This window comes from Peptoniphilus asaccharolyticus DSM 20463, from assembly GCF_900176115.1.
Lineage (GTDB): Bacteria > Bacillota > Clostridia > Tissierellales > Peptoniphilaceae > Peptoniphilus > Peptoniphilus asaccharolyticus.
On sequence record NZ_FWWR01000009.1, the window covers coordinates 389,950 to 404,718 of the forward strand.

The 14,769-nt window shown below is 32.2% G+C and carries 13 protein-coding genes; 12 read left to right on the forward strand and 1 reads right to left on the reverse strand.

Annotated features, from left to right (window positions below; all coding sequences use genetic code 11):
* Positions 1–2 precede the first annotated feature (2 nt).
* From B8869_RS02540 to dprA, 3 genes are read left to right on the forward strand one after another with little or no spacing between them, the layout of a single operon-like run.
* Positions 3–353: a YraN family protein gene (locus tag B8869_RS02540; protein WP_144017962.1), complete on the forward strand. Its 351-nt coding sequence runs from the start codon at positions 3–5 to the stop codon at positions 351–353.
* Positions 354–362: 9 nt separating this feature from the next.
* On the forward strand, positions 363–1,880 hold the full coding sequence (locus B8869_RS02545) for a YifB family Mg chelatase-like AAA ATPase (RefSeq protein ID WP_084230176.1): 1,518 nt from the start codon (positions 363–365) through the stop codon (positions 1,878–1,880).
* Between the two features lies 1 nt (position 1,881).
* Positions 1,882–2,946 carry a DNA-processing protein DprA gene (gene dprA, locus B8869_RS02550; RefSeq protein WP_234989726.1) on the forward strand — a complete coding sequence of 355 codons (1,065 nt, stop codon included), beginning with the start codon at positions 1,882–1,884 and terminating at the stop codon, positions 2,944–2,946.
* 49 nt (positions 2,947–2,995) lie between these two features.
* Here the strand turns inward: dprA and B8869_RS02555 are convergent, their stop codons facing one another.
* Positions 2,996–4,234, reverse strand: coding sequence for a hemolysin family protein (locus B8869_RS02555; protein WP_084230178.1), 1,239 nt, complete (start codon positions 4,232–4,234; stop codon positions 2,996–2,998).
* A gap of 184 nt (positions 4,235–4,418) precedes the next feature.
* Here B8869_RS02555 and sufC point away from each other — a divergent pair, with 184 nt between their 5' ends.
* Genes sufC through alaS form a run of 9 tightly spaced genes read left to right on the forward strand, consistent with a single transcriptional unit; the run spans position 4,419 to position 14,739 of the window.
* Positions 4,419–5,168 carry a Fe-S cluster assembly ATPase SufC gene (gene sufC / locus B8869_RS02560; RefSeq protein WP_084230179.1) on the forward strand — a complete coding sequence of 250 codons (750 nt, stop codon included), beginning with the start codon at positions 4,419–4,421 and terminating at the stop codon, positions 5,166–5,168.
* Between the two features lie 30 nt (positions 5,169–5,198).
* A complete protein-coding gene (sufB, locus tag B8869_RS02565; protein WP_084231042.1) occupies positions 5,199–6,578 on the forward strand; it encodes a Fe-S cluster assembly protein SufB in 1,380 nt (459 codons plus the stop codon).
* A gap of 9 nt (positions 6,579–6,587) precedes the next feature.
* Positions 6,588–7,595, forward strand: coding sequence for a SufB/SufD family protein (locus B8869_RS02570; protein ID WP_084230180.1), 1,008 nt, complete (start codon positions 6,588–6,590; stop codon positions 7,593–7,595).
* 1 nt (position 7,596) lies between these two features.
* Positions 7,597–8,829, forward strand: a complete 1,233-nt coding sequence (locus B8869_RS02575; protein WP_084230181.1) for an aminotransferase class V-fold PLP-dependent enzyme — start codon at positions 7,597–7,599, stop codon at positions 8,827–8,829.
* Positions 8,819–9,271 carry a Fe-S cluster assembly sulfur transfer protein SufU gene (sufU, locus tag B8869_RS02580; protein WP_084230182.1) on the forward strand — a complete coding sequence of 151 codons (453 nt, stop codon included), beginning with the start codon at positions 8,819–8,821 and terminating at the stop codon, positions 9,269–9,271. The genes B8869_RS02575 and sufU overlap by 11 nt, the downstream gene beginning before the upstream one ends.
* A gap of 8 nt (positions 9,272–9,279) precedes the next feature.
* Entirely contained in the window at positions 9,280–9,690 is a 411-nt protein-coding gene (locus B8869_RS02585) for an RrF2 family transcriptional regulator (RefSeq protein WP_084230183.1), read from the forward strand.
* A gap of 2 nt (positions 9,691–9,692) precedes the next feature.
* Positions 9,693–10,811, forward strand: coding sequence for a cysteine desulfurase family protein (locus B8869_RS02590; protein WP_084230184.1), 1,119 nt, complete (start codon positions 9,693–9,695; stop codon positions 10,809–10,811).
* 20 nt (positions 10,812–10,831) lie between these two features.
* Complete coding sequence (locus B8869_RS02595; RefSeq protein ID WP_084231043.1) at positions 10,832–12,070, forward strand: AI-2E family transporter; 1,239 nt, start codon at positions 10,832–10,834, stop codon at positions 12,068–12,070.
* Between the two features lie 47 nt (positions 12,071–12,117).
* The gene (gene alaS, locus B8869_RS02600) at positions 12,118–14,739 is read left to right on the forward strand and encodes an alanine--tRNA ligase (RefSeq protein ID WP_084230185.1); all 2,622 of its coding nucleotides are present in this window, start codon (positions 12,118–12,120) and stop codon (positions 14,737–14,739) included.
* The last annotated feature ends 30 nt before the right edge of the window (positions 14,740–14,769 follow it).

Below are 14,769 nucleotides of genomic sequence, written 5' to 3' on the forward strand. Positions count from 1 at the left end.
CAATGAATAACAAAGAGTTTGGTGATTATGGCGAGCAAGTGGCTACGGACTATCTTTTAAAAAAAGGTTATAAAGTATTAGATAGGAATTATAGAGCCATAGGAACAGAGATAGATATTGTATGTTTGTATGAAGATATAATAGTCTTTGTAGAAGTTAAGAGCAGAAGAACTAAGACTTTTGGAAATGCTTTCGAAGCTGTCGACGAAAGAAAAATTCACAACATAATACAGACTGCGATGAACTATCTAATGAGATTTAATTATACGCATCTTCAAGTTAGGTTTGATGTAATTGAATATTATTCATTTGGTGAGATAAATCATATAGAAAATGCATTTGAAGTAATCTGAGGTGATAATATGTATTCTAAGGTATTGACTTGTTCACTACAGGGTTTGGAAGGGAATTTAGTGACTGTTGAAGCGGATTTGATGAGGAGTTTGCCGAAGTTTGTAATAGTGGGCTTACCTGATGCGTCCATAAAAGAATCTATAGAGCGAGTTAGGTCAGGTATAAAAAATGAGGGTTTGGAATTTCCTTTAAATAAGATCACTATAAATTTACAACCAGCAAGCCTTAGAAAAGATGGTTCGCAAATGGATTTAGCTATAGCTATGTCTATATTAGCTGCCAACCAATCTGTTGAGTTGTCGGAAGAATATATATATATAGGAGAACTGTCACTAGACGGTTCTATAAGTAGGGTAAACGGTTGTCTGGCTATGATTATTTCCATGAGGGAAAAGGGATTTAAAAAATTTATAATACCCTATGAAAATAGAGAAGAATGTGCAGTTGTTTTAGATGTTGAAATTTATCCTGTAAAGAATTTAAGAGAAGTAGTAAATTTTTTAAATGGCGATGAAGAAATAGAAAGGTACACCGAAGAGTATCATACAGAAGAAAAAACTTATGATATAGATTTTTCGGATATGAAGGGTCAAGAGTTTCTTAAAAGAGCATTAGAAGTTTCGGCTGCCGGGAAACATAATCTGCTTATGGTAGGAGACCCTGGTAGTGGGAAGAGTATGGCTGCTAAAAGGTATCCAACTATTTTGCCTAGTTTGAATTTCGATGAATCTATTGAGGTAACTAAGATATATTCTATAGCTGGGATGCTTAAAGATTCTAAGCTCATAACAAATCCTCCTTTTAGAGCGCCACACCATACTGCTTCAGCGGTTTCTTTAATAGGTGGAGGAAGAATTCCAAAGCCGGGAGAAATTTCTTTATCTCACAATGGAGTTTTGTTTTTAGATGAACTACCGGAGTTCCAAAAGACTGTAATAGAAGTTTTGAGACAGCCGTTAGAAGACAAGACAATCACCATAGCTAGAGCAAATGCAAGTTTGACATATCCATCAAATATTATTTTGATAGCTGCTATGAATCCGTGTCCTTGTGGATTTCACAATTCAAAAGACCATGCGTGCAGTTGTAGTGCAGCTGAAATAAATAGATACCTATCAAAGATTTCACATCCATTATTGGATAGAATAGATATCCACGTGGAAGTTTCGGCAGTAAAATATGATAAGCTTTCAAACGACAGTATAAAAGCAGAGAGTTCGGCTGCTATAAAAGAAAGAGTTGAACGAGCAAGAGAAATTCAAAAAGAGAGATATAGGAAACTAGATTTTCAATGCAATTCAGAAATTAAAGAAAACATGATTTCTAAATTTTGCCATTTAAATGAAAAGTCTAAAGCAATTATGGACTTGGCTTTTAAAAAATATGTTTTTTCAGCTAGGACATATAATAAGATACTAAAAGTTTCAAGGACTATAGCGGATTTAGAAGGGCATAAAGATATAGAGGACACAGATATTTTAGAAGCTATAAGGTACAGAACTATGGATGTTAAATATTGGAGTTAATATGGAATATAGAGACTATATATTGTATTTAAATTCAGTTGGAATCGAAAATATTGAGATAGAAAAAATAGAAGAATATTTGTCTTTAAATGATGTACATATTTCAGAAATATTTTCATCTAAAAGTATTCAAAAAAATTTGCCTAAATCAGTTAGAAATAAACTTTCAAATTTTGATGGAGACAGATTGAAAGTTTTAAATGAATATTGCATAAAAGAAAAAATTAATATCTCAACTTATTTAGACGATGATTATCCTGATAGGCTTAGATATATAGAAAATTTCCCTAGAGTACTTTATACAAAGGGCAATTTTTGTGAGGAAGACTTTTTAAGTGTTGGGATAGTTGGTTCAAGAAACCATTCTGATTATGGGAAAGTAGTAGTTGACTATGTGGTAGATAATTTAAAGCCTGTTGGAGCAAGTATAGTATCGGGAATGGCTTATGGAATAGATGCGTTATCTCATAAAAGAGCTCTGAAAAATAATATGCGGACAATAGCGGTGCTTGGTTGTGGAATCGACATAATATATCCAAAAGCTAATTCAAATTTATATTTTGAGATAATGGGAAATGGTGTGGTGTGTTCTGAATATCCACCAGGTACACCTCCAAAACCATATAGATTTCCACTTAGAAATAGAATAATTTCAGGACTGAGTTTAGCTATAGTGGTGGTTGAGGCTAGACTTAAAAGTGGAAGCCTTATAACAGCAAGGGTTGCAGCAGAACAAGGAAAAGAAGTATTTTCTGTTCCGGGCAATATAAACAGCATTTATTCAGAAGGAACTAATGCTTTGATAAGAGATGGTGCAAATATTTTTAGCTCCATAGATGAATTGTTGGCTGTGCTTCCTAAGAAAGAAAAGAAAAAAGAAATTGAAATTGATTTATCTAAAGAAGAACTTGAAGTTGTGAATTGTATACAACAAGGTGCTAATGAAATAGATGAGTTGGTTAGACACTTGGGCATGGACGTTGCGAGTCTTAATGGATTTTTGACTATATTAGAATTAAAGGAAATAATAGTCGTAAATGGAAGACGAATTCAATTAAATATATAAAATTAGATAAATTAAAAAATCCCCTACCAATTTGGCTTAGGGGATTTGTCTATATCTTGAGTATCAATTTTTCTATTCTGTTTTTAGAACATTCATGGATTATAAATTTTAAATTGTCAATGGAGATTACTTCGCCTTTAGTTGGGAATCTATCCAACTTTTCAATTAAAAATCCGGCAATAGAATCATTTTCATCGCTTTTTAATGTAAGATCTAAAAGTCTATCTAATTCTTCTAAGTTCATAGAGCCATCTATTAGATATTCCTTAGGAGCGATTTTAATTAGCTCTTCATCTTCGTCTTCATCGAACTCATCTGAAATAGAACCGACTATTTTTTCTATTAAGTCTTCGATAGTTAGCATACCTTCTGTACCACCATATTCATCAGTTACTATCGCAACGGAAATTCTCTTTGCTCTCATTTCATTGAATAGAGGGCCGATAGGTTTGTACTCAAATGTATAGAATGGTTGCTTTAATATATCTAAGTTATCTTTCAAAACAAAACTGGAATCAAATTTTAGCAAGTCCTTTACATGAAGTATGCCGTATATATCGTCTAAGTCATCCCCAAAAACAGGCATTCTAGAAAATGATTCTTTTTGTACTATATTGACTATTTCATCGTAAGTGGAATTTATGCTAATTCCAACTATGTCAGTTCTTGGAGTCATAGTATCTTTTGCAATACTACCTCTAAAATCCATAACATTTTCTATAATTAAAGATTCACTCTTATCTAAAATACCTTCTTCATATCCCAAAGATACTGCATCGAAAAGTTCATCTTCAGTTATTAAAGGTTCTTTATAATCTTTATCGCCACCAGTTATTTTAATAAAGATATTTGAAAGCTTTTCTATTATAAATAGAAATGGTTTTGCTATTGAGATAGAAATATTTAAAAAAGAAGATTTCTTAATTATAACTAAATCATATTTTTGTATACCCATGGATTTAGGCCATGTTTCTCCAATGACTATTATCAATATTGGAGATATCACAATAGAAATTACAATACCTATGTAACCGTAAAAATCATATAAGAATACTGCAAAACATACTGCTGCAATTATGTTTGAAAAATAATCACAAAACATTATTGAAGAATATAGTTTTGGATGATTATACAATTTTTTTATAAGTTCAAAATCTGCAGAAGTATCTTCTTCCAATCGCTTTAGTTTTAAACTTGATAAGCTAAGGTATGCATTTTCTATTAATGTATATTCAAATGATAAAAATAAAAAAATTACAGACATTGCTTCGAAATAATACCGAGTCATATAACACCTCAAATTAATTATACGTTTAGCTTATTATTTTGTCAAAAGCAGAAGAAATACAGTTTTATATTAAAATCCTAGTAATTCTATATGAGTTTTTTTAAAAATGTGTTATAATCTTAAAGTATTAATCGTAGTGTTTTACTATGAATTGGGTTTGTAATAAATATTGTAGGAGGAAATTATGAGTCGTGAACTCTTAAGAATTGAAAATTTAAGCGCAGGCGTAGAGGATAAGGAAATCCTTAAAAATATAAATTTAACTGTTAACTATGGCGAAGTCCATGTAATTATGGGGCCAAATGGTTCCGGTAAGTCAACACTTGCAAATGTATTGATGAATAATCCTCAATACCAAGTTACATCTGGAAAAATATTTTTAGATGGTGAAGATGTTACTGAACAAACAACTGATAAGAGAGCAAAAAAAGGTATGTTCATGTCATTCCAAACACCAATGGAAGTGAGCGGGATAACTGTTGAAAACTTTATAAGAACTGCTAAATCAACTATTCAAGATGAAAACATATCTATTTTAAAATTTAAAAAAGAACTAAAAAATGAAATGGACAAATTGGACTTTGATGAGTCTTATGCTTCAAGATATCTAAACCAAGGATTCTCAGGCGGAGAGATGAAGAAGAATGAAATTCTTCAAATGTTAATATTGAATCCTAAACTAGCTATTTTGGACGAAACTGACTCAGGACTTGACGTAGATGCTACAAGAGTTGTGTCTGAAGGAATAGCAAGATTTGCTTCTGAAGATAATGCTGTAATTATAATAACTCACCATAGAGAACTTATTAAGAGTGTAGTTCCTGATTATGTGCATGTAATTATAAATGGTGAAATTGTTAAGGAATCAGATGCAAGCTTAATAGATGAGATAGAAGAAAAAGGATTTAATTGGATAAGAGAAGAGGTGAAGTAAGTGGTTACTAAGAAAACTCAAATTGATGAAATGGATAGAGGAATCTATGACATCAAAAACTCTTTTTCATATAGATCAAAAACTGAACAAGGTTTATCTGAAGAAATTATAAGACAAATATCAAGCGAAAAAAATGAACCAGAATGGATGCTTGAGTATAGATTAAAGGCTTTGGAAATATTCAACTCACAAGAAAATCCTACTTGGGGACCTGACTTATCCGAAGTTGATATACAAAAGGTAACAACTTACATCAGACCGGACGCTGATTTAACTGACGATTGGAAAAATGTACCGGATGAAATCAGAGATACATTTGACAAATTAGGTATTCCTGAAGCTGAAAAAGAAGCTCTGCTTTCAGGTGTAGGTGCACAATATGACAGTGAGGTTGTTTATCACAACATTCAAAAATATCTTTTAGATCAAGGTGTAGTCTACACTGATTTTGAAACTGGTCTTAGAGAATATCCTGAAATAGTAAAAAAATACTTCCAAAAATGTATAACTCCAACTTTGCATAAGTATGCAGCTCTTCACTATGCTGTATGGTCTGGTGGTAGTTTTGTTTACGTGCCAGAAGGTGTAAAGGTAGATGTGCCATTACAGTCTTATTTCAGACTTAATGCTCCAGGGGCGGGACAATTTGAACACACTCTTATAATTATCGAAGACAACGCATATTGTCATTTTATAGAAGGATGTTCAGCTCCTAAGTACAATGTATTGAACTTACATGCCGGTGGAGTAGAGTTGTTTGTCGGCAAAAACGCAACTCTTAGATATTCTACAATAGAGAACTGGTCAAGAAATATGTATAACTTGAACACAAAGAGAGCTGTGGTAGAAGCTCATGGAAAAATTGAATGGGTTTCAGGTTCTTTCGGTTCTAAAGTATCTATGTTGTACCCAACTTCTGTTTTAAGAGGAGAATATGCAAGCAGTGAATACACAGGTATCTCATTTGCGGGAGCGGGACAAAATATAGACACAGGAGCTAAGGCAATCCATACAGCTTCTCACACAAAATCAACTGTAAACTCAAAATCAATTTCTAAGTCTGGAGGAGTTGCAGTATATAGAGGATTGGTAAGTGTTTCTCCAAAGGCTCATGATGTTAAAAGTTCTGTATCTTGTGAATCATTGATGCTTGATAGCGAGTCTAGATCAGATACAATACCTGTAATAGATATTAAAAATAAGCATGTAGATTTAGGACACGAAGCAAAGATAGGAAGAATATCAGATCAAGTTATATTCTATTTGATGAGTAGAGGTATTCCAGAATCTGAAGCTAAAGCTATGGTAGTAAGAGGATTTGCTGAACCTATAGCAAAGGAACTTCCTATGGAATATGCTGTGGAAATGAATAACTTGATAAACTTAGAACTTGAAGGCTCTATAGGCTAGGAGGAGAAAATGGGAAATAAGATATATGGTAATAACTTGTCTTTTAGAACATTTGACTCTTCAAATGTAAATCAAGTTGAGTTAGAATTACCAGTTAATTTAACTGATAAGAGAGAACCAAAGGAAAGAGAATTCAAATCTGACTATGGTTTTTCTAAAGAAATAAAAGAACTAAATATAAATAACTATAATTACTATAAAGAAATAAGAGTTGGAAGTGGTGAAAGTTTAAATGAAACCATCGCTTACGATTCAAATGAAACTCTAGTTGAGTTGACAGACATTTATGCTGAATCTGGAGCAAAGCTTAACTTAGTTTTAAGATATGATGAAAAGACAAAATCTGATTTTAGAAGTTCACTTATAAGATTAAAGCTTGAAAAAAATTCAGTGGTGAATTTATTTATAGTTCAAATAGAAGAAAATAAAAAAGTTATCGAGTCAATAATCACAGATATTGATGAAAGCGCAACTTTAAACTTGTTCCAATATGAAATAGGAAGCGTTGAACTATACACTAATTTAAAGAGTAATTTAATTGGTGAGGATTCAAATATAAATATAAACAGTATTTATTTTGGATATGATAAAAATGAATTGAACCTATTCTATGATATCTATCACCATGCTAAAAAATCAAATTCAGATATTATGGTAAATGGGGCTCTTAGAGATGAAAGTTATAAGAACTTTAAATCAACATTAGATTTCAAAGAAGGTTCTAGCGGAGCTATAGGTTCAGAAGAAGAATATGCAACTTTATTATCTGATGATGTTGTAGCTTTGTCTGTACCGGTTCTATTGGCTCATGAAGATGATGTTCAAGGAAACCATGCAGCAAGTGCTGGAAAAATAGACACTGACTTATTATTTTATCTAATGTCAAGAGGACTTGACCAACAACAAGCAGAGTCTCTTATAGTATTATCAAGATTTGCAAAAGCTATAGACTCTATTGAAGATTATGAATTGAGAAATCTAATAAATGATAGAGTTCAAGAAATAGTTAGGAGATAATATGCTTACTAGAGAACAGGTTGAAAAAATTAGAGAAGACTTCGGCTATCTAAAGATGGATAAGAAGTATGTATACTTTGACAATGGAGCTACAACTCAAAAACCAATACAAGTTATAGATTCTCTAGGAGAATATTATAATTATGAAAATGGTAATCCACACAGAGGAGCACACCATTTTGCTATGGCATCTACAGATGTGTATGAAGGTGCTAGAGATAAGGTAAGAGAGTTCATAAATGCCAAGTCTTCTAATGAGATAGTGTTTGTTAGAAATGCTACAGAAGGACTTAACTTAATAGCATATAGCTGGGCTTTGGAAAATTTAAAAGCCGGCGATGAAATTTTAATTTCAATTATGGAGCACCATTCAAATTTAGTAACTTGGCAATATGTAGCCAAGAAAACAGGCGCTAAACTTGTCTATTTATACCTTGATGAAGAAATGCAAATAACAGACGAGGAATTTGAAAGTAAATTAAATGAAAACACTAAATTATTGAGTATAACTGCTGCTTCTAATGTGGTTGGAACTATGCCCAGCGTTAAAGAATTCATAAAAAAAGCCAAAGCTAAGTCAAATGCCACTTGTGTAGTTGATGCGGCTCAATATGCACCACACCATAAAGTTGATGTTCAAGAACTTGGATGTGATTTCTTAGTATTTTCAGGGCATAAGATGGTTTCGGCTATGGGAATAGGCGTTTTATACGGAAGAAAAGAACTTCTAAACTCTATGACACCATATATGTATGGTGGAGAGATGATAGAGTACGTATATGAAGATAAAAGTTCATACATGCCATCGCCTCAAAGGTTTGAAGCTGGCACAGTAAATGTTGACGGGGCTAAATCTCTAAAAACTGCAATAGAGTATATAGAGAACATAGGCATAGAAAATATTTATGAGTACGAATCTGAACTCACAACATATTGCTATGAAAAGATGAAAGCACTACCTTTTATAGAAGTTTATACAACTCCTGTAAAAGATAGAAGTCCATTGATAAGTTTCAATTTTATAGGAGCGCATCCACACGATGTGGCATCTATATTAGACAATTATGGAATAGCAATAAGAAGTGGACACCACTGTGCTCAACCATTACACAGAAAATTGGGGAATAATTTTTCTTGTAGAGCATCTTTTGCTTTTTATAATACTTTTGAAGAAATTGACTACTTTATTGAACATTTAGAAGATGTTAGGAGGATGTTGCAAATTGAATCTTAATGATATATATACCGAACTTATTTTAGAACAGAGCAGAAATAAAAGAAATAGAAGACATCTTGAAAATCCTACACATGTGGAATTAGGACATAATCCTTCATGTGGAGATGAAATAACACTTGAACTTAGAGTTAAAGATGAAAATATAGAAGATGCATCTTACACAGGAATCGGATGCGCTATATCTCAAGCATCTACTTCAATAATGATAGATACTATCAAGGGATTAGACACTCCAAAAGCTTTAGAGCTTAGCAATAAGTTTATAGCTATGGTAAAAGGTGAAATTTCCGATGAAGCTGATTTGGAGGATTTGGAAGATGCAATAGCATTTGAAAGCATTCAAAATTTACCTGCACGTGTTAAGTGTGCTGTTTTGCCTTGGTATACTTTAAAAGAAATGATTGAAAAAGACATCGAAAAGAAGAGTTTTAGGGTCTAGGTGATAAAATGAAGCTTTCTACAAAGGGTAGATATGGACTTATGGCAATGCACAGACTTTCTATAAACTATGGGAAGGGGCCTATATCTATAAGTGAAATAGCCAGAGAAGAAAATTTGTCAGAAGCTTATTTAGAACAGCTTTTTACATTATTAAAGAAAAATGATCTTGTAAAGAGTTCAAGAGGTGCTAAAGGAGGCTATCAGCTAAAAAAGGCTCCTGAAGAAACTAAGATTGGTGAAATTTTGAATGCACTTGAGGGGAATATAGCTATCTCTTGTAAAAATTTGAGCAGTTCAGATTGTAGAGGTATTAAAGCTTGCGAGGGAAACTCTTGTGCAACTAAAAACATACTAGATACTTTACAAGAAAAACTTGATAATGTTTTAGACTCGCTTACTTTAGCGGATATGGAGTAGTTATGGAAATTTATTTAGACAATGCTGCAACTACAAAAATTAGTGATGAAGTGCTTGAAGAGATGTTGCCATATTTGAAAGAATTTTATGGCAACGCTTCAAGCGTTTATTCAATTGGTAAAAAATCGAAAGAAGCCATAACCTTATCGAGAGATTTAATTGCAAAAAAATTAAATTGTAAAAGTAAGGAAATATTTTTCACATCTGGAGGTTCTGAAGCTGATAATTGGGCTATAAAAGGCAGCAAATTAAAGTCAAAACACATAATTTCGACGCCGATTGAACATGAAGCAGTTTTAGAAACCTTAGATTATATGAAAAGTCAAGGTTACGAAATTGAATTTTTAGACGTAGATAAAGATGGAATAGTAAAAATAGGCTCTTTAAAAGAAAAACTAAGAGATGATACAGCATTAGTATCTGTAATGTATGCCAACAATGAAATAGGAACTATACAACCCATTGAAGAAATTGGAGAAATTCTTAAGAATACGGATACTTTATTCCATGTAGATGCAGTACAAGCTCTAGGAGCTATAAAGATAGATTTAAAGAAATTAAATGTTGATATGATGAGTTTTTCAGCTCATAAGATACATGGGCCTAAGGGAGTTGGGGCTCTTTACATCAAAGATGGCACAAAGATAAATTCTCTTATAAATGGTGGTTCACAAGAGCGAAATAAAAGAGCCGGTACTGAAAATGTTGCTGGAATAGTTGGGTTTGCAAAGGCAGTTGAAATAGCTCAAGAAAATGTAGCTGAAAGAAACAAAGAAATCAGAAACTTAAGAGACAATCTATTAAGAGAACTTTTAAAAATAGATGGCGTGTATTTAAACGGAAGTATTGAGAAGAGGCTACCTGGGAATATAAATGTATCTATAGATGGGATTGACTCAAACATTTTACTTATGAATTTGGATATGGAGGGTGTTATGGCATCAATAGGGAGTGCTTGTAATTCTGGCTCTATAAATCCATCTTATGTATTAAAGGTAATAGGTAGAGATGATACCCTATCTAAAAATAGTTTAAGACTTACATTAAACGAGGAAAATTCGCAAGAGCAAATAAGCCAAGCTTCTGCTATAATAATAGAGAGTATAAATTCTCTAAGATAGAGAGGTGGAATATGCAAACTATGAAATTACAAGATATGGGAGTTGTAAATTTAACTCCTGAATTTTTAGTAATAGGCACGGCTACTTTAATTCTTTTGCTCTTATTTTTGACTATATACTACTTGATAAACATAGGCAATGTATATATTGAATCTGATAAGAGAATCAGAGTAGATTTAAAAGTTATTATAAATGTTTTGCTTGGAATAATAGTTCTTTATATATTTAGAATTATTTTGCGGAAATTTGGAGTTGTAGCAGATACCTTATGGGCTATATTCTTTGGTGCTGTAATAGCATTTGTTATAAATCCGATTGTAACTTTTTTAGAAACTAAAAATATAAAGAGAAAATTCGGCGTATTAATTGTATATGTAAGTATAATTCTTATATTCGGGATATTGATGGTTATTGTAATTCCTAAGACTGTTCAAGAAATTACGAATCTTTTGTTGAGGATACCTGTGGTATTTGAAAAGTTGGGAACTGACTTTGGGAAAATATTAGAAAACCTAAGCAAAGATAATTCTTCTACAATTTACCAATCTTTTGATTTAATGAAAATAGCAGATGGATTTAGAGATTCTGTAATGAAATTACTAAACAATTTACAAAATTCTGTTGTAGACAATCTAAAGAATGTAGGTAGTGGTGTTGGAGTTGTATTTTCAAAACTACTTAGAATAGTCTTAATGTTTATTTTTGCTTTTTACTTTACTGTGGATAAAGATAAATTTAAGAATAGTATCGTAAAGAATTTGCCAAGAAAATATAAGGAAGACATACTATATTTATCAATGAGAATTAACCAAGCGCTTTTAAACTTTGTTAAGGGAAGATTATTATTAGCATTTTTTGTTGGTTTCTTCACAATGATATATCTATTGATATTGAGAGTTGACTTTGCAATTGTAATAGGAATAATAACCATGATAGCGGATATAATTCCTTTTGTAGGACCTTTTATGGGGTTTGTACCAGCGGTGCTATTTGCGTTTATAGTATCTCCATTTAAAGCTCTTTGGGTTGCGATATTGTTTGTACTGTTGCAATGGGCTGAAAATAATATTTTAGCACCTAAGTTAATAGGTGATAAAACAGGGCTAAATCCAATTTTGGTTTTGATATCAATATTAATAGGTGGAGGTGTTTTCGGAGTATTAGGTATGATTTTATCAGTTCCAGTATTTTCTATAATCTTAATACTTGTTGACTACTTCAAAATAAAGTACAATGAAATAAATAGAGACATAGTTTAATAACCTCCCTATTAGGGAGGATTTTTATAATTGAGGTGTAAAAGAGGATGAAGAATTTAAAACTCCAAGAAATTAGAAGTGAATATTTAGAATTTTTTAAGGGAAAAGAACATCTTGTGTTGGACAGCTTTTCTTTGATACCAAAGGGAGATAAGTCACTTTTATTAATTGGGGCGGGTATGGCGCCAATGAAAAAATATTTTACTAAAGAATTGACCCCACCACATAGTAGAGTAACTACTTGTCAAAAATGTATAAGAACAGGCGACATAGATAATGTAGGAAAAACTGATAGACATGCCACTTTCTTTGAAATGCTTGGTAATTTTTCTTTTGGAGATTACTTCAAGACTGAAGCAATCAATTGGGCATGGGAATTTTTAACTGAAAGACTTGAAATTGAAAAAGAAAAGCTTTGGGTTACAGTTTATCAAGATGACGATGAAGCTTTTGCCATTTGGAGAGATCAAATAGGTATACCAGAAGAAAAAATCGTAAGATTAGGTAAAGAAGATAACTTCTGGGAACTTGAAGTTGGTCCATCAGGTCCTTGCTCTGAAATCTATGTAGATAGAGGAGAGAAATATGGTTGTGATGATCCAAACTGTAAACCGGGATGTGACTGTGATAGATTTATAGAAGTTTGGAATCTTGTGTTCACTCAATTTGATAAAGATGAACAAGGGGTATACCATCCACTATCTCATCCAAACATAGATACAGGTATGGGATTAGAAAGAATCTCAACTGTACTTCAAGGAACAAATAATATATTTGAAATAGACGCTCTACAAAATATTATAAAGGCTATATCAAAAATATCTGGAATCACTTACGGAGAAGATGCTAAAAAAGATGAGTCTATGAGAGTTATTACAGACCATATAAGAGCTATGACTTTTATGATTTCAGACTCTATAAGACCTTCAAACGAAGGAAGAGGATATGTTCTTAGAAGACTTATAAGAAGAGCTGCAAAACACGGTAAAAACCTTGGAATAGATGGAAGTTTCTTATATCAATTGACAGATGAAGTTATTTCATCATGGGGCAAGCACTATACAGACCTTGAAACTAATAAAGATAAGATAAAACAAGTAATTAAACTTGAAGAAGAAAAGTTTGCTCAAACAATAGATAAGGGAACTTTAATGTTAGATGATGAAATAAAATCACTAAAAGAAAAAGGTTCTGATGTTTTAAGTGGAGAAACAGCATTCAAACTATATGATACTTATGGATTCCCTATAGATTTAACTGAAGAAATTATCAATGACAACGGATTGAAACTTGATAGAGATGGATTCTTTGCGCTAATGGAAGAACAAAGAAACAGAGCTAGAGCCGCAAGAGATGACTCAGATGAAATGGGTTGGTCAAGTAATGAATCTGAAGGTGTTTATGATGGATTTGAAAACGAATTTGTAGGATACGAATTGAATGAAGTAGACACAGAAATAACTCATATATTACTTGCTGGAAAAGAAGTTTCTGAATTACAAGAAGGAGAAAAAGGTGCTGTAATCTTATCTAAGACACCATTCTACGCACAATCTGGTGGACAAATAGGTGATACTGGTTCAATAGTTTCAGATAAATTCATCCTTAAAGTTATAGATACTAAAAAAGCTAAAAATGGAGTTCACATCCACCTTGTAGAAGTTGAAGAAGGACTTTGCCAATTAGGAAAAGTTACTGCAAAAATAGATGTTAGCAGAAGACATGACATAAGACGTAATCACTCAGTAACTCACCTTCTACATCAAGCCTTAAAAGACACTCTAGGAGATCATATAAATCAAGCTGGATCAGAAGTTGGACCTGATAGAATGAGATTTGACTTCACTCACTTTGAAGGAGTGAATGCAGAATTTTTAGAAAAAGTAGAAGCTATAGTAAATGAAAAAATATTCGAAGCTCTTGAAGTTAAGACTACAATAACTGACCCTAAGGGAGCTTATGAAATGGGAGCTATAGGACTTTTTGAAGAAAAATATTCTGACGAAGTAAGAGTTTTAAGTATGGGAGATTACTCTATGGAACTTTGTGGAGGAACTCATGTAAACAACACTGCAGAAATTGGAATGTTCAAAATCTTATCAGAGAGTGGAATTTCATCTGGAGTTAGAAGAATAGAAGCTATAACAGGACCGGCTGTTTATGAGTATCTAAATTCTTTAGAAGCTATAAGAAATGAATCAGCTCAAATATTAAAAGCTAATAAAACAGAAGTTGTATCAAAAATCTCAGCATTAGTTAATTCAGTTAAAGAATATGAGAAAGAGATAGAAGAGATTAAACTTAAGTCAGCAAAAGACGAATTATCTGATATAATAGACTCTGTAAAAGTTAAAAATGATGTTTCTTATGTAACATATAGTTTTGATGGAGTAGATGTAAATACTCTTAGAAATATTGCAGATGATATTAGAGAAAAAATGGGTAATATTATAGTGTTACTTTCTACAGTTGTAGATGGAAAAGTTAATTTTGTCTGTGCTGTTTCAAAAGAATTAATATCTAAAGGATATGCTGCTGGTAATATAGTAAAAGAAGTTGCTAAAATTGCTCAAGGTGGCGGTGGTGGTAGACCAGATATGGCTACTGCAGGCGCAAAAGATGTTAGCAAAGTACAAGAGGCATTGTCTAAATTAGAAGAATTGATTTAAGATAAGTATTTCTATGTTATAATTGCAGGA

What these genes read in the sequence shown, in the direction of transcription:
- B8869_RS02540 (WP_144017962.1), top strand. Translation starts at nt 3, where the DNA reads ATGAATAACAAAGAGTTTGGTGATTATGGCGAGCAAGTGGCTACGGAC.
- B8869_RS02545 (WP_084230176.1), top strand. Translation starts at nt 363, where the DNA reads ATGTATTCTAAGGTATTGACTTGTTCACTACAGGGTTTGGAAGGGAAT.
- dprA (WP_234989726.1), top strand. Translation starts at nt 1,882, where the DNA reads ATGGAATATAGAGACTATATATTGTATTTAAATTCAGTTGGAATCGAA.
- B8869_RS02555 (WP_084230178.1), bottom strand. Translation starts at nt 4,234, where the DNA reads ATGACTCGGTATTATTTCGAAGCAATGTCTGTAATTTTTTTATTTTTA.
- sufC (WP_084230179.1), top strand. Translation starts at nt 4,419, where the DNA reads ATGAGTCGTGAACTCTTAAGAATTGAAAATTTAAGCGCAGGCGTAGAG.
- sufB (WP_084231042.1), top strand. Translation starts at nt 5,199, where the DNA reads ATGGATAGAGGAATCTATGACATCAAAAACTCTTTTTCATATAGATCA.
- B8869_RS02570 (WP_084230180.1), top strand. Translation starts at nt 6,588, where the DNA reads ATGGGAAATAAGATATATGGTAATAACTTGTCTTTTAGAACATTTGAC.
- B8869_RS02575 (WP_084230181.1), top strand. Translation starts at nt 7,597, where the DNA reads ATGCTTACTAGAGAACAGGTTGAAAAAATTAGAGAAGACTTCGGCTAT.
- B8869_RS02585 (WP_084230183.1), top strand. Translation starts at nt 9,280, where the DNA reads ATGAAGCTTTCTACAAAGGGTAGATATGGACTTATGGCAATGCACAGA.
- B8869_RS02590 (WP_084230184.1), top strand. Translation starts at nt 9,693, where the DNA reads ATGGAAATTTATTTAGACAATGCTGCAACTACAAAAATTAGTGATGAA.
- B8869_RS02595 (WP_084231043.1), top strand. Translation starts at nt 10,832, where the DNA reads ATGAAATTACAAGATATGGGAGTTGTAAATTTAACTCCTGAATTTTTA.
- alaS (WP_084230185.1), top strand. Translation starts at nt 12,118, where the DNA reads ATGAAGAATTTAAAACTCCAAGAAATTAGAAGTGAATATTTAGAATTT.